The sequence below is a fragment of the Pandoraea vervacti genome (assembly GCF_000934605.2).
In the GTDB taxonomy this organism is placed as follows: domain Bacteria; phylum Pseudomonadota; class Gammaproteobacteria; order Burkholderiales; family Burkholderiaceae; genus Pandoraea; species Pandoraea vervacti.
Genome location: NZ_CP010897.2, coordinates 4,687,472 through 4,709,547, shown reverse-complemented (window position 1 = coordinate 4,709,547; position 22,076 = coordinate 4,687,472). Strand labels below are relative to the sequence as shown.

Sequence of the window (22,076 nt, the reverse complement as noted above, 5' to 3'; positions counted from 1 at the left end):
AATCCCCCTTTGGTCTGGAGACATCATGAAACCCGTGTATTGCCTGGCCGCGCTTCCCGTCGCGGCGTTTTACAGCGGCGGCTGGCTCGCCGAACATGTGGGAACCCGGCTCGCCGGTCTGCCCTTTCTGATGACGTGGAACATCGTCTGGCTGCTGCTCACGTCGGTCGTGATGGTGGTGATGTTCCAGTTCGATGGCTCGCGCGACGCTGCCCGCACGCCGAGCGCCGGCACGGCGTGCCGCGATCACGACGGAGCCGCATCATGAATGCCGCGCTTGCCGTCATCGCGGCGTTTCTGGCGTTTGCGCTCTTTATCGGGATTCGCGCCCGGCGCGGGCGCACGATGAGTCTGGAGCAGTGGGCCGTGGGCGGCCGTGGCTTCGGCACGCTGCTCGTGTTCCTGCTCATGGCCGGGGAGGCGTTCTCGACCTTCACGTTCCTGGGCGCAAGCGGATGGGCATACAGCAAGGGGCCGCCCGCGTTTTACATCCTCGCCTACGGTGCGCTCGCCTATCTGCTCGGCTACTGGATGTTGCCGGCCGCATGGCGTCACGCCACGAAGCACCACTGCGTGTCGTTCTCCGACTTCTTTGCGACGGCGTACCGCTCGCGTGCATTGGGCGTGGTGGTGTCGGTGGTGGCCGTGCTGGGCATGAGCGCCTTGCTCATCATTCAACTGCGCGGCCTGGGCATCATCGTGTCCGAAGCTTCGTATGGCACGATTCCGCCGGCCGTGGCGATCTGGTGCGGCGCCATCGCGATGGTGCTCTACATTACGGTGTCGGGCATTCATGGGTCCGCGAGCATCGCGATCTACAAGGACATTCTGATTCTCGTGATCGCCGTGTTCCTCGGCATCTATCTGCCGCTGCATTACTTCGGCGGGTTCGGTGAAATGTTCGACAGGATCGAGGCGGCGCGTCCCGGCTTCCTGCAAATGCCGACGAACGGCCTGACGCTGTCCTGGTACAACTCGACGATTCTGCTCACGTCGCTCGGTTACTACCTGTATCCGTACGTCTTCACGTCGGTATATGCGGCCAAGACCGAGAGCGCGGTGCGCAAGAACACGATTCTGATGCCGCTGTACCAGATGGTCATCGCGTTCATGTTCTTCGTCGGCTTCGCGGCGATTCTGCAAGTGCCGGGACTGAGCGGCGCAGACTCGGACCTGGCGCTGCTGCGCATCGTGAAGCAGACCTTCTCGCCGTGGTTCGTGGGCGTGATCGGCGGGGTAGGGGTGTTGACCGCGCTGGTGCCGGGTTCGATGATTCTGCTCAATGCGTCGACGTTGATCGCCAAGAACATCTATCGCGACGGCTTCGCGCCGCAGGCGAGCGAAGCGTTCGTCGGCAAGCTGGCCAAGCGCGTGTTGCCGGTGTTCGGGCTGGTCGCGGTGTTCTTCGTGTTGCGCGGCGGGGCGACGTTCGTGGCGCTGGCGCTGTTCGCGTCGAGTCTGCTCACGCAGTTGTTCCCATCGTTCGTGGCGAGTTTGCTGCCCCGGCCGTTCGGCAACAAGTACGGGGCGTTTGCGGGCATTGGTGCGGGCGCGCTCGTGTTGCTCGCCGCCGTTGGCTTCGACGTCAATCTGCGCACGCTGTTGCCGGGGGCGTCGGACACGGTGGCGTCGATCAACATGGGGCTGGTTGCGCTGGCGGTCAATGCGGTGACGTTCGTGGCGGTGAGCATACTGACCCGCTCACGTCATGTGGAAGCAGGCATTTTGAGAAAAGTATGACGACACTGGAAATTCGCAACGCGCGTGCGCTGGACGGCAAGCCGGTCGAGGTGCGCGTGGAGCACGGAAAGATCGCGGCGATCGGGCCGTCGCTGCCGGGGCTTCCTTCGCCCCGGACATCTGCGGCGCAGGCGGCAGACGGGACACCCGCGCACGACGCCGTGCGCCGGATCGACGCGCGCGGCGCGTTGCTCATGCCGGGACTGGTCGAAGCGCACACCCATCTGGACAAAACGACGTGGGGCATGCCCTGGTACGTGAACGAGTGCGGCTCGCGACTCATCGATCGCATCGATAACGAGCGCGCATGGCGCGCCGCCAGCGGACATGATGCAGGCGCCGCGTCGCTGGCGCTCGGCCGTGCGTTTCTCGCGGCAGGCACCACGCGTTTGCGCACGCACGTGGACATCGACACCGAGGCGGGCCTGCGTCATCTCGACCGCGTGCTCGCCACGCGCGAGACACTGGGCGATACGCTCGACATGCAGATCGTGGCGTTTCCGCAGTCGGGGGTGCTCGATCGCACGGGCACCGTCGAATGGCTCGATGCCTCGCTCGCGCGCGGGGCCGACGTGCTGGGGTGGCTCGATCCCTGCGCCATCGATCGTGATCCGAGGGCGTCGCTCGACGCCATGTTTGCGCTGGCGGACAAACATGGTTGCCCCGTCGATATCCATTTGCACGAGCCGGGCGAGATGGGCGTGTTCTCGTTCGAGTTGATGCTCGAGCGCATTCTGGCGCTGGGCATGCAGGGCAAGGTCGTCGTCTCGCACGCGTTCTGTCTGGGTGAGCTCGACGCGGCGCGGGCCGACGCGTTGCTCGCGCGACTGGCCGATGCCGGTGTCGCGCTGGTCACGACCGCGCCCCCGTCGCGCATCGTGCCGCCGCTCATGGCATGTCGCCGTGCAGGTGTGCCGCTCGCGGGGGGCAACGACGGCATTCGCGATACCTGGACGCCGTATGGCTCGCCCGACATGCTGGAGCGCGCGATGATGATCGGCCTGCGCTACAACCTGCGGCGCGACGACGAACTCGACATCGCGCTCGATTGCGTCACGCATCAGGGCGCGCGTGCGTGCTGGTTCGAGGACTATGGCCTGCATGTGGGCGCGCGCGCCGATCTGGTGCTCGTCGATGCCCTGAATGCCGCGCAGGCCATCGTGACGCGCGCGCCGCGTCGCTGGGTGGTGGCGAACGGGCATGTCGTGGTCAGCGAGGGCGTCGCGGTATGACGCTTTGGCTGGCCATTGTGGCCGTCGGACTGACGCTGCGCCCGACGCTCACTTCCATCAGTCCGCTATTGCCCCAGATCCGCGAAGCGACGGGCATGACGTATCCGGTCGCGGCGCTGCTCACGTCGCTGCCGGTGTTGGCGATGGGCGCGGGCGCGTTCGCCGCGAGCGGGCTGACGCGTCGCTTCGGCGAGCGTCGCGGCGTGCTGCTCGGTCTGGCCGCGCTGGCGCTGGCCTGCGGGGCGCGCTTCGTTGCCGACGATACCGTCACGATGATTGTGACGGCGCTGGCCTCTGGGGTCGGCATCGCGGTGATTCAGGCGTTGTTGCCGGGTGTGGTGAAGGCCAACTACAGCGCGGGGCGAATGACGTCGATGATGGGGCTGTATTCCGCGGCGCTCATGGGCGGGGGCGGACTGGGCGCGGCGATGAGTCCGTGGGCGGCGGCCGAGGCGGGTGACTGGCGCGTCGGTCTGGGGATGTGGCTCGCAGTCGTCGGTGCGGCGGCCTTCGCGTGGTGGCGAGCACCGTTGGCGCGCGCTGCGTCATCGATTGCGGTTGCGGTTGCGGGGGCGGCGTCGCAGCGGCGTGCTGCCGGTAATGTCGACGGCAACGATGTCGACAGCAGCGCCCAAGCGTTGCGCGATGCGTGTCAGGCTGCGAGCGCACGGGTTGCCGCCAAGGCGCCGTCGATGCTCGACTTGTTGCGCAAACGTCGCGCATGGACGCTGGCGATCTATTTCGGTCTCATTAATTGCACCTACACGACGATGGTCGCATGGCTGCCGCCGTTCTATCAGCAGCGCGGCATGAGCGCGAAGCAAAGCGGCGCGCTGCTCGCCGGGCTGACGGCATGTCAGGTGGTCGCTGCACTGGTGCTGCCGTGGCTGGCGCGACGCAACGTCGATCGCCGTCGCTGGTTGACGCTCGCACTCGCGGCGACGCTGGGCGGTCTGGCGGGACTGGTCATCGCCCCCGACACGGCGCCGTGGTGGTGGATCGGCGGGATCGGCTTCGGTCTCGGCGGCACGTTCTCGCTCGGCCTGGTGCTCGCACTCGACCATCATGCACACCCGCCTCACGCGGCAGCGCTGGCGGCCTTCATGCAAGGGGTCGGGTTTTGCATCGCGGCAACGGCGCCGTTTGCCGCCGGCGCCGTGATGGCGACGGCGGGCAGCTTCATGCCCTCGTGGATCGGGCTCATCGTGCTCAACGTGGCGCTGATCGCGCTGACCTGGCGCTTCGACCCGCAGGGGTACGCGTCGGCACTGGGGCGCTCACGCGTTGCGCACGCGAGACACGTAGGAATGACGCAAAATTCATGCGAGCAAGAGACGCAATCCGCGCTAAGATGACCCATCGTGTGACATCGCAGCGGAGTGTCGTCGCGAGACCCTCGCTCCCGGCCTGACCTGTTTTCTCGGTCGTCTCGGACTCGCCCGTTCGGGCTCAGGTTGGCTGCGCGCTGCCGGATACCAGAGGAGAACGGATGCTCGGAAAGTCGCGCAGGGCCGTGGGACGATCGTTCGGGACGTTACTCGTCGCGCTCGGTGCCTGCGGCGTCGGCGCGTCCCTGCTTGCGACGTTCTCGCCATCTGTTTTCGCTGCCGACACCGTGGCGCCAACGCCTTCGGCGCCCGCAGCGGCCACGGGCACGGCGACCAAAGCGGCACCCGCCTCCGCCCCCGGCGCATCCACGACGTCGAGCAGCGCGTCCATGGCAACCGGCGTCGACCAGCGCGTGCTACGCAGCGATGGCGCCTACGTCACTCTCCACGTTTTTCGTCCTCCGGCCGCCTGCAACGGCGTGGCCGTGCTCAGCCCCGGCGCGGGCGATGACCGCGACGCGCTGTCGTGGCTCGGCCGTGCCCTCTCGAAGTCCGGCTGGCTCACGGTGACGATGGCGCACAAGGAGGGCGGGCGCGAATCGCTGCGCGAGCGGGTGCGCACCGGGGGACTGCGAGACGGTTTGCTGGCACTCACTACGGATCCCGAAACGTATGACGACCGGCTCGAAGATGCGGGAGCCGCCCTGCATTGGGCGAGGGGGCAATGCCGCGCGGGGCCGGCGGTGCTTGCGGGGCATTCCATGGGCGCGGTCACGGTCATGATCGAGGCCGGCGCCCGAAACAAACTTGGCCTCGAAGGCGACGACCGCTTCGACGGCTATATCGCACTGTCCCCGCAGGGCAAGGGATCGATTTTCCCGAGCGGGGCGTGGCATGACATCCATAAGCCCGCGCTGCTGGTGACGGGCACGCGCGACGATCCGCTCGACGGCAAATGGCAGACACGTACCGAGCCGTTCGCCGACATGCCGCCCGGCTGTCACTGGCTGGCGGTCGTCGACGGCGCGACGCACTTCAACTTTGCGGGCTTCGGCTATGGCCATGGCGAGATCGAGGCCAAGGTGCTGCCGTTGATCCAGCGATTTCTCGATAACGTACGCGGACATCGATGCACAGTGCCGACGCCCGCCGCTGGCGTCAAGTTCGAGGCGAAATAAGGCAAATCATGGCCGAAAAGGACCTTACGCGCGGCCCCATCGGTAAAACCTTGTTCTGGTTTTCGTTGCCGGTGCTTGGCAGCAATGTGCTTCAATCGCTCAATGCGTCGATCAACGCCATGTGGATCGGCCATTATCTGGGCGAGTCGGCGCTCACGGCGGCGTCCAACGCCAACATCCTGCTGTTCTTCCTGCTCGGTGTCGTGTTTGGCATCAGCATGGCCAACACCATTCTCATCGGCCAGTCCATCGGCGCGAAGAACCCTGTGCTCACGCGGCGTATCGTCGGTACGAGCGCAACGTTCTTCATCCTGATGTCGGTAGCCGTCTCCGCATTCGGCTATGTCTTCACGCCGGAGTTGCTCCAGGCGCTCGGCACGCCGGCTGATGCGCGCGAGTTCGCCATTGCGTATCTGCGCATCATCTTCGTGGCGTTGCCGGTCATGTATTTCTACAACTTCGTCATGATGGCCTTGCGCGGCGCGGGCGATGCGCGCACGCCGTTTCGCTTCATGCTGCTCTCGGTGGGGCTCGACGTCGCCCTCAACCCGCTGCTCATCTTCGGCTGGGGGCCGATCCCGCCGTTCGGTATCGCCGGGTCGGCGGGGGCCACGCTCATCGCGCAAACGCTGAGCCTCGCCGCGCTCATGTACACGTTGTATCGACGCCGCGATCCGCTATGGCTGCAACGCAAGGACTGGAAGTATCTGCGCATCGACATGGGGCTGTTGCGGCTGATCGTCGTGAAGGGCTTGCCGATGGGGTTGCAGATGGTCGTGATCTCGTCGTCTGCAATGGTCATGATGGGCTTCGTCAACGGCTACGGATCGCAGACGACGGCGGCTTATGGCGTGGCGTCGCAATTGTGGACGTATGTGCAGATGCCGGCGTTGGCCATTGGCGCGGGCGTGTCGTCCATGACGGCGCAGAACGTCGGCGCGGGGTTATGGGACCGCGTGTCGAAGATCGGGCGCGTGGGCGTCGGGCTGAACTTCGTGATGACCGGCGCGCTGGTCATCGCCATTCTCCTGTTCAACAAGCAGTTCATGAATGCCTTCCTGCCCGGCGATGGCTATGCCATTTCGGTGGCAAAGCACATCAACGCCATCGTCGCGTGGTCGTTCGTCCTGTTCGGCGTGACCATCGTGTTGTTCGGTGTCGTGCGGGCGACGGGGGCGGTCACGGCGCCGCTCGTCATTCTATTCGTCTCGCAATGGGTAATCCGGCTGCCGTTCGCGTGGCAGATGCAGAAGACGTGGGGCGCCGAAGCGATCTGGTGGAGCTTCCCGCTGGGATTTGCCGTATCGCTCGTCATGGCGCTTGCGTACTACAAGTGGTTCAACTGGCGCGGTGTGCGCATGCTGCCTAAGGGCCCGCCCGTCGTGGCGCAGACCGAAGACGCCGCGAGCGCCGCGGCAGGACCGGCGCCGGTCCCCCTGCCGCTGTCGGTGCCGCCGACGGATGTGTCTCGCGAGGAGCCTCGCGCGTGATCGTCGTCCCGAGACATTTTCCGGGGCTCCGCACGATGCCGAACCCGGCGCCTCAACGTGCCTCAACGCGCCTTAGCGCGCCTCAGTGCGCCTCAACGCGGATTGACGATCCACGGCGCTGCCGCCTCGGCCAGCGCGTCGCGCAGCCATTCCAGCAACGCCTGCCTGGCCGGATCTGCGGCGAACGGTTCGCGCGACAGCGCGACATAGCCCGAGCCGTCGCGTACGAACCCATAGGGCGCCACAAGGCGCCCGGCGCGCAACTCGTCGCTCACCATGTAGACCGATCCGATCGCCGCGCCGAGTCCGGCCCCCGCCGCTTGCAAGCTCAGATAGAAGTGCTCGAACGCCGGTGTGGTCGCGCTCGTCTCCCGGACCGGCGGCGGTAACGCCGAAGACATGCGCGTGGTTGTCTGCATCGCCCGCTGCCAGTCCTGCCATGCATGAGGGCGCGTGCGCGTGTTTAGCAGGGATAGGCGAGGGACGTCGAAGACGTGGGGAAGACCGACGGGGCCGATCCATTCGTCGGCCAGCGGTTCGGCCGTGAGCGAATGCCCCCAGAAAAAGTCGTTGCGCCGGATGGCAACGTCGACGCGCGCGCCCTCGAAGTCGAGCGGCCCGCCGGCAGAGTGCAGGTGCAATGCGACGTCGGGGTGTGCCTGAGCGAAGACGCCCAGCCGCGGAATGAGCCATCGCATGGCAAGGGTCGGTTCGCAAGAGACGACGAGCGTGGTCGAGGTGGCGAGCGGCTGGAGGCTCGCGACGGTCGTGGCCAGGTGTTCGAACATCTGTCGCGTGGTCGCATGAAGTCGAACGCCGGCGGGGGTGAGAAAGACGGCGCGATTGCGACGCTCGAACAAGGGCAGGCCAAGCGCGAGTTCGAGGGTGCGAATCTGGCGGCTGACCGCGCCATGGGTAACAAAGAGGCGCTCGGCGGCACGCGCGAAACTGAGTTCGCTGGCGGCAACGTCGAAGACGTGGAGGGCGTTCAGGGGCAGGGGGCGCTTCATGCGTGAGAAATTATCACGGATGACGTGTCGAAAACATCGTTTTTCTTGCGATGAATCCTCACGGAGAATGTGTTTCCGGAAATGAATCTGTGAGAAATCATCATGCAAGAGATGTTGGCGGTCATGACCATCACCGTACTCGCGGTGATCAGCCCGGGCGCCGATTTCGCCATGGTGACGCGCGAAAGCTGGCGTCACGGCAGGCGGGCGGGATTATGGGCCGCGCTGGGCATTGCGGCGGGCGTGCAGGTGCATGTGGCATACACCCTGGTGGGCGTGGGGCTGTTGATCGTGCAACTGCCGTGGTTATTTACCGGCATCAAGTGGGTCGGCGCGGCGTACCTGATCTACATTGGCTGGCGCACGCTGCAGGATCGCTCGCCGGTGGTGGACGTCACCCAGGAACGCGCCGAGTTGCCGCTCCCGGCGGGGACCGCCAGACAGTCCCGATGGCGCGAGCCCATGCAGGCGTTGCGTACCGGCTTTCTGACCAACGCATTGAACCCGAAATGCACGCTGTTTGTGGTGAGTACCTTCACGCAGGTCGTGCACCCGGGCACGGGATGGGGGCTGGGACTGGCCTACGGGGCGTTCATGTCGTTCGCCCATTGGGCATGGTTCAGCCTGGTGGCGCTGGGTTTCTCGGCCGGATGGATGCGCGCGGCCATGGTTCGGCGGCAACAGTTGGTCAGGCGCACGATCGGCGGCGCGCTGATGACGCTGGGCGGATTGCTCGCGATGGCCAGTCGATAGGGGAGGTAAGCCGTGAAGTAGCGGCGAAGTAAGCGACGAAGCAAGCGACGAAGCAAGCGGTGAAATTTGCGATAAATCGGCCATAAATCGGCAGGAAAGGCGACGAAATCCTTTCCAATGGCCCATTGGTCACAAATAGTCACAAATTTGTGAGTCGCCGGAAGCGCCGTCACAGCAGACGATTGAGGTAATGTGAGTGCCCGCTTCGAAGGTTTTGCCGATGCATCTTTAGTCAATCGGTGAATGAACGGGTAAAATTGCGCGTTCGGCGCACGCTGGCTACGGTCGGCACGCGCGTTACATGCCCTTTCCACTGCCGATGGATTTCCTGCCCAACGCCGTTTACCGCATGATTTCCCACCGTGCCCTGCGCGTGGCGATCGCCAGCGCGCTCAGCGTCTGCGCGCTCGTCTCGGGGGCGGCGCATGCTTTCTCGCTCGACGACGTTGCCAAACAGGCCCGCACGCTTGCGAACAGCCGCTATAAGCCCAAGGACCCGAACCTCCCCAAAGAGCTTCAGAACCTGACGTACGACCGCTACCGCAACATTCGCTTCAAGCCCGACAAGGCGCTGTGGCGTGCGCAAAAGTTGCCGTTCGAGCTGATGTTCTTCCACGAAGGTTCGTACTACGACCGTCCCGTGAAGATCAACGAGCTCGCGGGCAATAGCGTGCGCGAAATCCGCTACAGCTCCGACATGTTCGACTTCGGTGCGATCAAGGTCGATCCGAAACAACTGCGTGGCCTCGGCTTCGCGGGGTTCCGCATCCACTTCCCGGTCAACACGCCGAAGTACAAGGACGAAGTCATGGTCTTTCTCGGCGCGAGCTATTTCCGCGCGCTGGGCAAGAACCAGACCTACGGCCTGTCCGCTCGCGGCCTGGCGCTCGACACGGCGCTGAACTCGGGTGAAGAATTTCCGCGCTTCACCGAATTCTGGATCCAGCGTCCCGCGCCCGGTGCCAAAGAACTCATCATCTACGCACTGCTCGATTCGCCGCGCGCGACCGGCGCGTACCGCTTCACGCTGCGCCCGGGTGTCGACACGACCGTCGACGTCAAATCCGAGTTGTTCCTGCGCGAGAACGTCACCAAGCTCGGGATCGCGCCGCTCACCAGCATGTTCTTCTTCGGCGAAAATCAGCCGGCGTCCGTGCCCGACTATCGCCCCGAAGTGCATGACTCCGACGGCCTTTCCATTCAGTCCGGTACCGGCGAATGGATCTGGCGCCCGCTCGTCAATCCCAAGCGTCTGCTGGTGTCCTCCTTCTCGTTGTCCAACCCGGGCGGTTTCGGGCTGGTGCAGCGCGATCGGGACTTCAGTAACTACCAGGACCTTGAGGACCATTATGAGTTACGTCCGAGCGCCTGGGTCGAACCGAAGGGCAAATGGGGACAAGGCCGCGTAGAGTTGGTACAAATTCCCACGCCGGACGAAACGAACGACAACATCGTCGCCTACTGGGTGCCCGATGCGCCGCCCAAGCCCAAGCAATCCTATTCGCTTGAGTATCGTCTGACGTGGCAAAAGGATAACGAGAAGCGCCCGCCGCTGGCGTGGGTGACGCAGAGCCGCCGGGGGCACGGCTACCGGGGAAAACCAGACGACAGTCTGCTGTTCGCGCTCGACTTCGAGGGCCCGGCGCTCAAGAAGCTGCCGGACGATGCCAAGGTCGAAGGCAATGTGTCCATCGACGGCAACGGCAAGATCCTCGAAGTGCAGACGCAGCGCAATGACGTCACGGGAGGCTATCGCGTCATGCTTCGCATGCGCCGCCTCGATTCCGAGAAACCCGTCGAAATGCGCGCTTACCTGCGCAACGGCAGTAACACCCTATCCGAAACGTGGAGCTACCTGTTACCCCCCGAGTGAGCGAGCGCTCCGATATTCCGGTCGACGAGCTTTACGTCGACCGGTTGCCCCTGCCCGCCGAGAAGCGTCGCGCCCTGCTCGCGCAGGCCAAGCGTGACGGCGGCGATTCGCTCGACGTCCTCACGCGTTTGCAGCGTTTGCTCGCGCGTGTGACGAACGTCGCTGGCGAGGGAGCGTCGTCTGCGGACGAAGTCCCGGCGGCGCTCTCCGATTCCGTCGCCGACGTCGCTGCCGATGCCGCGCACGGGCAGACCGAAAGCGCCGGCGTGGCCACTACGGTGGCGACGGCGGCGTGGCACGCCCACGACCTCGCCGAGATCGAATCCGACAGCGACGCCGTGCTCGCGTCGCAGCCGGTGCGCCTTGCGCTCACCGAGGGCGGCTCGCTGGCCGCTGCGGCCGGATTGGACGAGGTGCACGGCGTGCAGACGTTGCGCGTCGCGCCGCCGGTGCGCCGCACGTCGCTCATTCCGCGTCCGTGGTCGCTCAATCCGCTCGCGCGCCTGTGGCGCAAGCTCACGGGCCGCAAGGACCCCGATCCGCTCGTGCGCGACGCGCCCGATCCCAAGGGCAAATGGTCCCAAGCGGGACGCCGTCGCCGCTGGATGCTGCTCGCGCTGATGATCGCGCAAACGGCGCTCGCCACGCATTTCATGGCGTCGGTGTTGCCGTATCACGGCGCCGATCCGCTCGAATTTGCCGTGCTGGTGCTGTTCGTGCTGCTCTTCGGCTGGGTCTCGGCGGGATTCTGGACGGCGATCTTCGGTTTCTTCGTCCTGCTCGTCGGCGGCGAACGTCACATGATCTCGAAGATGGCGGCGGGCGACGCGCCCATCGCGCCCGACGCGCGCACCGCCATCGTCATGCCGATTTGCAACGAAGACGTCGGCCGCGTGTTCGCCGGCCTGCGCGCGACCTACGAATCGCTCGCCAAGACCGATTCGCTGGACCGCTTCGACTTCTTCATCCTGTCCGATTCCAACGAAGCGGATAACTGCACCGCCGAAGTCGATGCGTGGCAGGCGCTGTGCCGTGAGGTCGGCGGCTTCGGTCGCATCTTCTATCGCCGCCGTCAGCGGCGCGTCAAGCGCAAGAGCGGCAACCTCGACGACTTCTGCCGTCGCTGGGGTAGCGACTACCGCTACATGATCGTGCTCGACGCGGACAGCGTCATGAGCGGCGAATGCCTGACCAAGCTCGCGCGCATGATGGAAGCGCATCCGAGCGCGGGTCTGATTCAGACGGCGCCGCTTGCGGCCGGGCGCGAGACGTTTTACGCGCGTCTGCAACAGTTCGCGGGGCGCGTCTACGGACCGCTCTTCACGGCTGGCCTGCATTACTGGCAACTCGGCGAATCGCACTACTGGGGCCACAACGCCATCATTCGTCTGAAGCCCTTCATGGAGCACTGCGCGCTCGCGCCGTTGCCGGGCAAGGGGGCGATGTCGGGCGCCATTCTGTCGCATGACTTCGTCGAGGCTGCGCTGATGCGCCGTGCGGGCTGGGGGGTGTGGATCGCCTACGATCTGCCGGGCAGCTATGAAGAGATGCCGCCGAACCTGCTCGACGAGCTCAAACGCGATCGTCGCTGGTGTCAAGGCAACCTGATGAACTTCCGCCTGTTCCTTGCGGAAGGCATGCACCCAGTGCACCGTGCCGTGTTCGTCACCGGCGCCATGGCATACGTGTCGGCGCCGCTGTGGTTCATCTTCCTGATCCTCTCGACCTGCCTGCTGGCCAAGCACACACTGGTCGTACCGGAGTACTTCACCGCACCGCGTCAGTTGTTCCCGGTGTGGCCGGAGTGGCACCCGGAGCGCGCATTGGCGCTCTTCTCCGCGACGGCCACGCTGCTCTTCCTGCCGAAGATCCTGGCAGTGCTGCTCATCTGGGTGAAGGGCGCGAAGCGCTTCGGCGGCTGGTTTGCCGTGACGCTCAGCATGTTCATCGAGATGGTGTTCTCGGCCGTGCTCGCGCCGGTGCGCATGCTCTTTCACACGCAATTCGTGCTGGCAGCGCTCACCGGTATCGCCATCCAGTGGAAGTCGCCGCCGCGTGAGGACGCGCAGACGCATTGGGGCGAAGCGATTCGCCGCCACGGGTTGCAAACGCTGATCGGCATGGGCTGGGGCGGTGTCGTCTACTGGCTCAATCCGGACTTCATCTGGTGGCTGATGCCGATCGTCGGATCGATGATGATCTCGATTCCGGTGTCGGTGTTTTCCAGTCGCGTCTCGCTCGGCCGTGGTCTGAAGCGCGCTCGCCTGTTTCTCATCCCCGAGGAATCGTGGCCGCCGAAGGAACTGCGCATGACCGAGAAGTACACGAGCGAGACGGGCAAGCATGTCGATTTCGTCGACGCCGTGGTCGATCCGATGGCCAACGCGTTGATCGCATCGAGCGTGAAGCCGACGCTCGACGATGCGAAGCGCGACGCGGTGCGCGCCGGTCGCGTGGAGACGGCGCTACTCAGGGGACCGACCAAGCTGAGCAACACGCAAAAGTGGGAATTGCTCAATGATCCGCGCGCCCTTGCCGCGCTGCATCTGCTGGTATGGACCGACCCGAGGGCTCACCCGGAGTGGTGCGACGCGCGCGCCAACGGCCTGTCGCAAGGGTTTCTGGCGTCGGCTTGAATGTGGGCCTGAACGTCAAGCTCAACGTCGGTCCGATCACGCTTCGAACGATGAATGAAAAACGGCAAGGCATCGCGCCTTGCCGTTTTTCTTTTGTGACGGACGGGGTAGGTGCGCGTTGCTCAGCGTGACGGCAGGAACTCGTTCGGATTGAACGGGGTGCCCTTCTGACGCACTTCGAAGTGCAGTTTCACGACGCCGTGCGAGTCGGTGTCGCCCATTCTCGCAATCGTCTGGCCCTTCGAGACCGATACGCCTTCCTTGACCAGCAATTCCCGATTGTGGGCGTACGCCGTGAGATAGCCGTTTTCGTGCTGAATCATCACGAGATTGCCGTAGCCACGCAAACCGTTGCCAGCGTAGACCACCTTGCCGGCGGCTGCGGCGTAGATCGGGTCGCCGGACTGGCCGCCGATGTCGATGCCTTTGTTGCTGCTGCCGTTGTAGTTCGCGAGGATCTTGCCTGTGGCGGGCCAGGTCATCGGAATCTTGTTCGTCGCCGTGCGGGGGGCTGCGGGCGCCGGTGCGGGCTTCGCGGCAGGTTTCGATGGCTTGGCCTGCGGGCGGGGCCGCGTCGCCGCACTGCCGCCTGACGAGGCCACCGGCGCGGGCGTGTTCGTCGCACCGGGCGGCGGCACCACGCGCAATACCTGACCGACTTCGATCTTGTCGGCGTCGGGCAAACTGTTCCAGCGCACCAGATCGGCCGTGCTCGCGTTGTTGGCCCGTGCAATGCCGTAGAGCGTGTCGCCGGATTGCACCCGATAGCTGCCTGCGGGCACCGGACCATAGGTCGGCGAACCGGCGCAGGCGGCCAGTGTGGCGCAAACGGCCAGACTGATCAGATGCGTACGGCACCGGGCGAGCCAGTGGGGCTGGCCGGGCATGCGAATTTCGGTTTGCGATCGCAAGAATCGCGCGAGACGATTAGGCTCCATCCGTGGGCAAATAAAAAAACTTGGGGGTGGAGGCCCGCCGACGGTCGCAAATCTCTTCCGCCCGGCCACTTTGAGGGAATGTGCGCCCGATAGGGGAAAAACGTTCGAAAACGATTTCAGACAGCACAAAACACGGGCCGGACGCGCGACAACGGCATGGGCGCGGGACAAAACGCCCATTGTACGGGCTGCAACGGCGGGTCGGACACCCAAAGAGCGCCCAAATTCCCCGCTATTTGCGGAAATTGTTACTTATTTTGCGGTATTTCCCCTGTTGACAAGCGTCGGCGTGACACGTATAAAACCAACTGCAGATTGTCAAGCCGCGAAGTTGTTGTCAGACGTAGTTTTCCTGCTTCTCGCTGGTTTCTAGTCCTTCATTTTCCCTTGATTGTCAGCGCATCACGAGGTCATTCCGACCTCAAGCTATTGTTTTATTAGGAAAAAACATGGAAACCGGTACTGTTAAGTGGTTCAACGACGCAAAGGGCTTCGGCTTCATTACCCCGGACGCCGGCGGTGAAGACCTGTTCGCTCACTTCTCGGAAGTGAAGGTTGACGGCTTCAAGTCGCTGCAAGAGAACCAAAAGGTCTCGTTCGAAGTTAAGGTTGGCCCGAAGGGCAAGCAAGCTGCGAACATCAAGCCCATCTAAGGGCTGAGCGCTTCTCGCGATGTTGCCTCGGCCTTCGGGCGAGGCGATATCTCGTGATCAACAGGCTCGATGACGAAAGTCATCGGGCCTGTTTGTTTTTTGTGTCGCGCCCTCCGAACGGTGTGCCATCGTAGTGAATCGTGCAGGACGTGCACGCGGACGATGCTACCGTCACGGTTCGACGCTACAATGCCAAATCGATTTCGCGACACGCTTTTTTCGAGGCAATCATGAGCCTGCAAACGTGGTGGCTGTATGTGGTCACCGTTTTTTTCGTCTCGGCGACGCCGGGGCCGAACATGTTGCTCGTCATGACGCATGGCGCGCGCCATGGTTTGCGCCCGTCGCTCGGCACGATGGCGGGTTGCATGACGGCGCTCATCGCCATGATGTCGATTTCCGCCGCAGGGCTGGGCGCGGTACTCAAGGCCTGGCCGATGCTGTTCGATACCCTGCGCTACGCGGGCGCGGCGTACCTCATTTATCTCGGTTACAAGAGCTGGCGCTCGCCGGTGGATACCCAGGGTGAAGCGGCCACGCTGGCGACGCCGGCCCTGGCGGCCGATGCCAGCTTCGGCAAGCTCTTCAAGGCGGGCTTCCTCGTCGCCGCCAGCAATCCGAAGGCCATTCTCTTCGCGGCGGCATTTCTACCGCAATTCATCGATCCGACGGCCGCCAAGGTGCCGCAGTTCGCCATCCTGCTCGGCACGTTCGCCATCATCGAGGTGAGTTGGTACCTGGTCTACGCGACCGGTGGCCTGCGCATTGCCCCTTACCTGCGCGAAGCGCGCGTGCTCAAGGCGTTCAACCGCATCAGCGGCGGCGTGTTCATGGGCTTTGGGGCGTTGATGGCGGCGGTACATCGCTGATCCGGCGACGGGGGTCGTCGGGTAGCGAAGGCAAGCGTATGAAAGCGTGGTAGGCGGGCTTTGGAAGGCCCGGGCGTGGTGCACGATACGGGGAGTGGTAAGTTCGTGCGCTGAAGCACTCAATATTTTCGGCCAGTGACCGTTAACGTCCATGACTCAACGTCCCTGACCCGATGCATGAGACGGCAGGCGTGTGCCGACGGGCACTCCCTCACGTCGCGATGCCGGCGCCAGGATATGCGGCATGGCGCGTCGCAACGGCTTTATTACGTACGGATCGTGCGCTCGCGCTCGGGCCGTCACGGGGACAAATAGAAGATCAGGTATGGAAACGACAGAACCGCAGGTGACACCGGCGCCCACGGACGAAGAGTCTCAACTGCATGACACCTTTCGCATCAGCAATCCGCTGGAGATCGGCGGCGTGCTGCGTCATCTGGCGACGCGCGGGGACTTCATGACGGTGTACTTCGCGAACGGCCAGCGGCAACTCGTGACGCGATTGCTCAAGGTCGAACCGCAAGCGCGCGGTTTCTACTTCGATTGGGGCGGCATCGAGACGGAGAACCGCGCACTGCTCGCCAACAAGCGTGCCCTGTTCGTGGGCGTGCCCGAAGGCATCCAGGTGCATTTCCCGATCGGCGACGTGGAGGAGCGTGAGTACGAAGGGTATCCGGCGTTCTATTCGTCGTATCCGGAAACGCTCGTGCGCCTGCAACGCCGCGACTATTTCCGCGTGAAGACGCCGATCCTCGATCCGTATCAGTGCACGGTCAAATTCCCCGACGAGACGCCGATGCGTCTGGCCGTGTTCGATCTGTCGCTCGGCGGTGTCGGCCTGCGCACGAAGGCCGAGGCGGCCGCAGAAATTCCCAAGGGCTCGATGCTCATGCAGGTCGACATGGAACTGCGCGACTACGGGACGGTGCAGGTGGATCTGGAGGTCTGTGCGGTGCGCGCCGTGCCGCTGGCGAAGGACATCGAATATCACATCGGCTGCCGCTTCATTGCGCTCTCGCGCACGGCCGAGTCGCGTCTGCAAAAGCTCATTACGCAGCTCGAACTCAATCGCAAGGCGTTCGCACGCGGATAACTCGCCGCCGGGCTAAATCGTCGACGGGTCCGGGCGGTCAACGCTCAGCCCGGCGCGTCGATTCGCAGCGCCGGTATCGCGTGCAGCAGGCGCAGCAGATCCGCTTGCCGGCGGCATCCGGTCTTGTCGAAAATGTGCCGTAGCTGCGCGCGCGCGGTGTTGACGGCAATGTTGACGTCCTGCGCGTATTGCGCCACCTCGCGCCCCTCGGCCAGCGCCTGCGCGAGCCGCGCTTCCGCCGGCGACAGGCCGAACAGCACCTTCAACGTGTAAGGACCGACCGTCACGCGCCGGTCCAGTTCACCGATCGTGAGCATCGCCATCGGCCGTTGCCACGGCGCGGCGCACACGTGCGATTCGCGCAGCGGCAGCACCGTGACGACCCAATGGCGCTGATTGTCACCGTGAAGACGATGACTGCCGGCTACGGGCATTGGCGCCGTGGCCCCCGCAATCAGCCGCCGCATCGCCTGCTCGTCGCTCGGCTGCAGCGCGGCGAACTTCCCGCCTCGAATCCCGACGTTGCGCGTGTCGCCCAGAATCTGGTGAGCGGCCACGTTCAGGTAGTGCACATGGCTCGTTGCATCGGCAATGACGATGGCCATGTCGAGATGGTCGAGCACCGCCATGCCGATTGCCGCCTGCGCCTGCAAATGACGCGTACCGGCACGCAGACGCGCCGCTCGCGCAATGTGCTTCGTCAGTGTCTCCAGTTCGGGGGCGGCGTCGGCGTCTTCGAACGGCGCGTGGTCCGGGCTGCGCAGAATCGCCAGCAATTCGCTGGCGCCGTCGGCGCCGTCCAGATGCAGGCCGTACGTGTAGCGAACACCGTTGGGAATGAGGAATTCGTTGAAGAGCTCGCTACGGGCGACGTAGCGATCGCTCAGGTGATGGTGGCACCGCATGGCATGGCCGACGGGCTGACGTAGCATGAGCGCCACGCGCGGGTCGGTCGGCGCCAGCTTCTCGACGAACTCGCGAATGAGGTCGGGCGAGGCATTCAGCGACGTCGAGTCGCGTGTGGCGCAGTGACGCTCGCGATCCCACGTCACCGAGTGAAATCCCATGCCACCGACCCACTCGTTGAAATCGCGCAGCGCGCGATCCCACGAGGCTTCGTCAAGCACGCCGTCGTAGCAGGTGCTGATCAGCGCGTCGAGAGACAACTTCCCCATGTCGTCTTCCCCATGTCGTCCAACGTCGCCTCGGCGTTGTTGTGACGAACTGATGTGCTGCCTTGCCCCGCACGCCCGCGTGACCCATCGTTTTGCCTCTATCGGGCGGGGTCACGCATAGTGCGTATTCTGGCAAGGGAATGCGACGGGCATCAACCGGCGGATCAGTGCTCGCGTTGCTGTGTCGCCACATCGGGCGGTTCGCCGCGGGCTTCGCGAATTCCGTCGGGGTAGATGCGCACGAGCACAATGCGTGGGCCCTGCATCTTCTTGACGACTACGGAGAAGCCGTCGAAGTCCACCTTCTGGCCTTCGCGCGGGAGGTAACCGAGCGCATTCATGATCAGCCCACCGACCGATTCCGCGTGCTCACTCGGGATGTCGATGCCCAGTGCCCGCTCCAGCGTCAGGATCGGAAGGCTGCCGCGTCCGATGAGCGTGCCGTCTTCCATGCGGGTCCAGTCGTCTTCCGTCTGACGGAATTCGTCGCGGATCTTGCCGACCAGCGCGGAGAGCAGGTTGTCGAGCGTCAGGAAGCCGATCGGCTTCTGATCCGGCCATCCCACGATGGCAAAGTGCGGAGCGCCCCGACGAAAGCGGCTGAACAGTTCGCGTGCCGGCATGTCGGGCTTCACGCGCTCGACCGGGCGCGCCATGCTGCCCAGGTCCTCGATGGGCTGACCGTGATGTTCTGCGAGGAACAGGTCCTTGAGGTGGACGACGCCGAGCACGGTTTCGCCATCGTTGTCGAAGAACGGATAGCGGCTGTAGCGGTGGCGGTATGCCGTGTCCATGTTCTGCTTGAACGTGGCGTTTCGGCGAAACGCGGCGACTTCGCTCATCGGCCGCATCAGGTCGGACACGGTCAGATCGCTGAAATCGATGGCGTAAGCGACCACGTTCCAGTCGTCTCGCGAGAGCTTTTCGCTCGACGCGCCGCGGCGCAGGATCAATTTGATTTCGTCGGCCGAATAATGGGCGTCGGCGCCGTGCGAGGGGTCGAGGCCGGTCCAGCGCAGCAGACGGTTGGCGCTGTGGTTCAGGATCCAGATGGCCGGGTACATGAGCCAGTAGAAGCCGTACAACGGCGCCGCCGTCCACACGGACACGGCTTCCGGCATACGCAGGGCCATCGATTTCGGTGCGAGTTCGCCCACGACGATGTGCAGATACGAAATCGTGAAGAACGCGATGAAGAACGCCAGCGCGTGGATCAGTTCCGGGGAGCTGACGCCGACGAGTTCGAACAGCGGCGTGAGAATGCGCGCGAAGGCGGGTTCACCGATCCAGCCAAGCCCGAGCGAGGCGAGCGTGATGCCCAGTTGGCACGCAGAGAGGTAAGTATCGAGTTGGCCATGGACTTTGGCCAGGATACGACCGCGCCAACCCCGTTGGCGGGCAATGACATGAACGCGCGTCTGGCGCAGTTTGACGAGGCCGAATTCCGCCGCCACGAAAAAGCCGTTGAGGAACACCAGCAGGATCGCAGCGACGATCAGTAAAAAGTTTTCCAAAATAAAAGTAATGGGACGACAGGCCTAACAGTATAAGTGACAAATACCGTTGCCAATAAATGTCCGTGGCGTTGCGGTGTTTTGCCGACCGTTGATGTGGGGTTCAGGGGGCTTTCGCGGCGGATGCCAGCACATTTAACGCGCTGCGCGAACGCCGCCGACGCACCGGCGGGCGAGCGGCGACAGCCCGCGCAACCTTGCCCCGGAAGGCTTTGACGTCGACGGTGCGCTCTGCCGAAGCTCACCGGTTGTCGAGGACGCGCCAGCCTGGCATGGCGAATGCCTCGACGAGGAAGTCGATCATGGCGCGCACCTTGGCGCTCAGGTATTTGCGCGACGGGTACACGACATAGATGCCGCGCTCGCCCTGGGTGTATTCGGACAGGAATTCGACGAGACGACCGTCGCGCAGCGCGTCCTGCACAAGAAACGCCGGTTGCAGAATGATGCCGCTGCCCGCCACGGCGGCCGCCACACAGGTGTCGCCATTGTCGGCGATCAGTCGCGCATGTGTCTGAACGGACACGGGACCGTCGGGGCCATCGAAATGCCATTCACGACGATGAAGGAAATAGCTGTAGCCCACCGTGTCATGGCGGGTGAGTTCGCTCGGGTGCGTCGGCGTGCCGTGTTGCGCGAGGTATCCGGGCGAGGCGCATAGCACCAGGCGCGTGCCGGCCAGCCGTCGATGGACGAGCGAGGAGTCGGGCAAGCGGGAGATGCGAATCGCGAGGTCGTACCCTTCGTCGACGATATCGACGAGCCGGTCGCTTAGCGTGATGTCGAGGGAAACCTGGGGAAACTGCGCGAGAAACGTGGGCCATAGCGGCGCGAGGTGCAGCACGCCGAACGTATGCGGCGCGTTGATGCGCAGCGGCCCGGTCGGTTCGCCATCCTGCTCGCCGGCCATGGAGTCGGCCTCGTCGAGCTCCGCCAGAATCTGGCGGCAACGCTCGACGTAGCGTTGCCCGGGCTCGGTCAGCGACAGGCGACGCGTGGTGCGCTGAAGCAATCGCGTGCCCAGGCGCGCTTCCAGATCGGCGACGTAGCGCGAGGCGGCCGTCTTCGAGATGCCCAGCGTGTCGGCGGCCTTCACGAAGCTGCCCGACTCGACCACGGCGATGAAGCATTCGATCTCGCGAAGTTTGTTCATGCCGGGGCAAAGCTCCTCAAACGGGGGGCGACGGGTCGTGGGAGGCGGCGTCCGGGCGCAGCGGCGAGCGCAAGCCCGAACGTCGACGCCGCTATTGTGCCAGCGCGTTCACCTCGGCGAGCGACGGCGCGGCGTTGCCGAATGCAAAGGCATCCATGCGCAGCGCGCCGTAGGTCGCGCCGGTATCGAAGTGCGTCTGGTGCAGAGCGTTGTCGGCTGCCCCCATCGCGACGAAGATCGGCAGCAGATGCTCGTCCGTGGGATGGGCACGCTCGGCATGGGGGGCGCGAGCGCGGTAATCGAACAGCGCGTCGAGATCCATCGTGCCCAGACGTTGCGTGAACCACTCGACGAACTCGGCGAGATACGGCGCCTCGGCACGGTCTTCCGTCGGGGCGCGGAACACCTCGTGAAGATTGTGCGTGAAGCTGCCGGACGCCACGATCAACACCCCTTCGCGGGCCAGCGGGGCGAGCGTTTGCCCGAGACGGTACTGATATTCCGGACGCATCTGGCGTTGCAGCGACAACTGCGTCACCGGGATGTCGGCCACGGGGTACAGATAGCTCAGCGGCACCCACGCACCGTGATCGAGGCCCCACTGGTCGTCGGTGAGCGCGGGTAGCCCGGCGTCCCGCAGGCGCTGGACAGTGCGCTCGGCAAGCGCAGGCGCGCCGGGCGCCGGGTACTCCAGTTCATACAGTTCGCGCGGGAAGCCGCCGAAATCGTGAATCGTGCGTTGTTGCGCCAGGCTCCCCACGCGCGGTGCGGGCGTCGACCAGTGAGGCGAAATCACGAGGATCTCGCGCGGACGCGGCACCGCACGCCCCAGCGCCGTCAACAACGGGCCGGTGCGGCCGGGATCGACCGCGAGCAGCGGTGAACCGTGGGAGACGAAGAGGGTGGGAAGGGCTGACATGGCAATCACTCCGGCAACACTACGCTAAACAAATCACGATTTCGAGCCGACGACGCCGGCCATCAGGCCGCGTGCGAGCGGCGAAGGGCGAATGCGCCGTCACCGAGCAGCGCCACGACCAGCAATGCCGCCAGCCAGAACGCCGGAAATTCCCAGCCGCCGCCCTTGTTGGCGAACATCCAGCCATTGTGGCCGTGCACGGAGACGATGGTGCCGAGCATCAGCGCGGCGAGCGGCAGGGCCGCCCAGCGTGCATAAAAACCGGTAATCAGCATCAGACCGCCGACGAGCTCCAGCGCCATCGTGACATAGGCGACGACAGGCGGCAGGCCAAGCGAGCCCATGAAGCCGACGAAGCCGGGCACCGTGAAGACGAACACCTTGAGCGACAGGTGGGCAAGAAACAGGATACCCAGCGAGACGCGCAGCAGCAGCGCAGCGTACGGGGCGGTTTTGACATCGATCATGACAGGCTCCGGTGAAGGAATCGGGATGACTGGCCAAATGTACGGGATGGACAAA

At 64.5% G+C, this 22,076-nt stretch carries 20 protein-coding genes; 12 read left to right on the top strand and 8 right to left on the bottom strand.

Translation table 11 applies throughout. The features are described 5' to 3' along the window. The first annotated feature begins 25 nt into the window (after positions 1 to 25). From UC34_RS20485 to UC34_RS20470, 4 genes are read left to right on the top strand one after another with little or no spacing between them, the layout of a single operon-like run. On the top strand, positions 26 to 268 hold the full coding sequence (locus UC34_RS20485; RefSeq protein WP_044456979.1) for a DUF3311 domain-containing protein: 243 nt from the start codon (positions 26 to 28) through the stop codon (positions 266 to 268). Beyond that, positions 265 to 1,740, top strand: coding sequence for a sodium:solute symporter family protein (locus tag UC34_RS20480; protein ID WP_044456978.1), 1,476 nt, complete (start codon positions 265 to 267; stop codon positions 1,738 to 1,740). Before UC34_RS20485 ends, UC34_RS20480 begins: the two co-directional genes overlap by 4 nt. After that, the gene (locus tag UC34_RS20475) at positions 1,737 to 2,972 is read left to right on the top strand and encodes an amidohydrolase family protein (RefSeq protein ID WP_052811155.1); all 1,236 of its coding nucleotides are present in this window, start codon (positions 1,737 to 1,739) and stop codon (positions 2,970 to 2,972) included. Before UC34_RS20480 ends, UC34_RS20475 begins: the two co-directional genes overlap by 4 nt. Beyond that, positions 2,969 to 4,327 (top strand): MFS transporter, encoded by a 1,359-nt coding sequence (locus UC34_RS20470; RefSeq protein WP_052811154.1) that lies wholly within the window; start codon positions 2,969 to 2,971, stop codon positions 4,325 to 4,327. Before UC34_RS20475 ends, UC34_RS20470 begins: the two co-directional genes overlap by 4 nt. Positions 4,328 to 4,421: 94 nt before the next feature. Here the strand turns inward: UC34_RS20470 and UC34_RS25490 are convergent, their stop codons facing one another. Then, positions 4,422 to 4,691 carry a hypothetical protein gene (locus tag UC34_RS25490; protein ID WP_157123250.1) on the bottom strand — a complete coding sequence of 90 codons (270 nt, stop codon included), beginning with the start codon at positions 4,689 to 4,691 and terminating at the stop codon, positions 4,422 to 4,424. On the opposite strand from UC34_RS25490, the gene UC34_RS20465 reads away from it, so the two are divergent. Together UC34_RS20465 and UC34_RS20460 are read left to right on the top strand one after the other, a co-directional pair. Then, positions 4,690 to 5,478 (top strand): alpha/beta hydrolase family protein, encoded by a 789-nt coding sequence (locus UC34_RS20465; RefSeq protein WP_157123249.1) that lies wholly within the window; start codon positions 4,690 to 4,692, stop codon positions 5,476 to 5,478. The genes UC34_RS25490 and UC34_RS20465 overlap by 2 nt on opposite strands. A 5-nt stretch (positions 5,479 to 5,483) precedes the next feature. After that, positions 5,484 to 6,968, top strand: a complete 1,485-nt coding sequence (locus UC34_RS20460; RefSeq protein WP_472462595.1) for an MATE family efflux transporter — start codon at positions 5,484 to 5,486, stop codon at positions 6,966 to 6,968. A 92-nt stretch (positions 6,969 to 7,060) separates the two neighbouring features. Here the strand turns inward: UC34_RS20460 and UC34_RS20455 are convergent, their stop codons facing one another. Then, complete coding sequence (locus UC34_RS20455) at positions 7,061 to 7,978, bottom strand: LysR family transcriptional regulator (protein WP_044456976.1); 918 nt, start codon at positions 7,976 to 7,978, stop codon at positions 7,061 to 7,063. 102 nt (positions 7,979 to 8,080) lie between these two features. Between UC34_RS20455 and UC34_RS20450 the strand changes: the two genes are divergently transcribed. From UC34_RS20450 to mdoH, 3 genes are all read left to right on the top strand, one after another. Then, the gene (locus tag UC34_RS20450; protein ID WP_044456975.1) at positions 8,081 to 8,731 is read left to right on the top strand and encodes a LysE family translocator; all 651 of its coding nucleotides are present in this window, start codon (positions 8,081 to 8,083) and stop codon (positions 8,729 to 8,731) included. A gap of 349 nt (positions 8,732 to 9,080) precedes the next feature. Then, positions 9,081 to 10,604, top strand: a complete 1,524-nt coding sequence (locus tag UC34_RS20445; protein WP_044458487.1) for a glucan biosynthesis protein G — start codon at positions 9,081 to 9,083, stop codon at positions 10,602 to 10,604. Positions 10,605 to 10,618: 14 nt separating this feature from the next. Next, positions 10,619 to 13,240 carry a glucans biosynthesis glucosyltransferase MdoH gene (gene mdoH, locus UC34_RS20440; RefSeq protein ID WP_418303953.1) on the top strand — a complete coding sequence of 874 codons (2,622 nt, stop codon included), beginning with the start codon at positions 10,619 to 10,621 and terminating at the stop codon, positions 13,238 to 13,240. 122 nt (positions 13,241 to 13,362) lie between these two features. On the opposite strand, the gene UC34_RS20435 is transcribed toward mdoH, so the two are convergent. Further along, the gene (locus UC34_RS20435) at positions 13,363 to 14,127 is read right to left on the bottom strand and encodes a peptidoglycan DD-metalloendopeptidase family protein (protein WP_044456974.1); all 765 of its coding nucleotides are present in this window, start codon (positions 14,125 to 14,127) and stop codon (positions 13,363 to 13,365) included. A gap of 500 nt (positions 14,128 to 14,627) precedes the next feature. Here UC34_RS20435 and UC34_RS20430 point away from each other — a divergent pair, with 500 nt between their 5' ends. The 3 genes from UC34_RS20430 to UC34_RS20420 all read left to right on the top strand — a co-directional run bounded on the left by UC34_RS20430 (position 14,628) and on the right by UC34_RS20420 (position 16,793). After that, the gene (locus UC34_RS20430) at positions 14,628 to 14,831 is read left to right on the top strand and encodes a cold-shock protein (protein WP_044456973.1); all 204 of its coding nucleotides are present in this window, start codon (positions 14,628 to 14,630) and stop codon (positions 14,829 to 14,831) included. A gap of 230 nt (positions 14,832 to 15,061) precedes the next feature. Continuing rightward, positions 15,062 to 15,700: a LysE family translocator gene (locus UC34_RS20425; protein WP_044458485.1), complete on the top strand. Its 639-nt coding sequence runs from the start codon at positions 15,062 to 15,064 to the stop codon at positions 15,698 to 15,700. 325 nt (positions 15,701 to 16,025) lie between these two features. Continuing rightward, positions 16,026 to 16,793: a flagellar brake protein gene (locus UC34_RS20420; RefSeq protein WP_052811151.1), complete on the top strand. Its 768-nt coding sequence runs from the start codon at positions 16,026 to 16,028 to the stop codon at positions 16,791 to 16,793. Between the two features lie 44 nt (positions 16,794 to 16,837). On the opposite strand, the gene UC34_RS20415 is transcribed toward UC34_RS20420, so the two are convergent. The 5 genes from UC34_RS20415 to UC34_RS20395 form a co-directional block, all read right to left on the bottom strand. Beyond that, positions 16,838 to 17,968, bottom strand: a complete 1,131-nt coding sequence (locus UC34_RS20415) for a helix-turn-helix transcriptional regulator (protein WP_044456972.1) — start codon at positions 17,966 to 17,968, stop codon at positions 16,838 to 16,840. A gap of 164 nt (positions 17,969 to 18,132) precedes the next feature. Further along, positions 18,133 to 19,482 carry a hemolysin family protein gene (locus tag UC34_RS20410; protein ID WP_044456971.1) on the bottom strand — a complete coding sequence of 450 codons (1,350 nt, stop codon included), beginning with the start codon at positions 19,480 to 19,482 and terminating at the stop codon, positions 18,133 to 18,135. A gap of 241 nt (positions 19,483 to 19,723) precedes the next feature. Further along, positions 19,724 to 20,635, bottom strand: a complete 912-nt coding sequence (locus tag UC34_RS20405) for a LysR family transcriptional regulator (RefSeq protein ID WP_044456970.1) — start codon at positions 20,633 to 20,635, stop codon at positions 19,724 to 19,726. A 91-nt stretch (positions 20,636 to 20,726) separates the two neighbouring features. Then, the gene (locus UC34_RS20400) at positions 20,727 to 21,554 is read right to left on the bottom strand and encodes a dioxygenase family protein (RefSeq protein ID WP_044456969.1); all 828 of its coding nucleotides are present in this window, start codon (positions 21,552 to 21,554) and stop codon (positions 20,727 to 20,729) included. Positions 21,555 to 21,616: 62 nt separating this feature from the next. Then, positions 21,617 to 22,021, bottom strand: coding sequence for a DoxX family protein (locus UC34_RS20395; RefSeq protein ID WP_044456968.1), 405 nt, complete (start codon positions 22,019 to 22,021; stop codon positions 21,617 to 21,619). Positions 22,022 to 22,076: the final 55 nt, after the last annotated feature.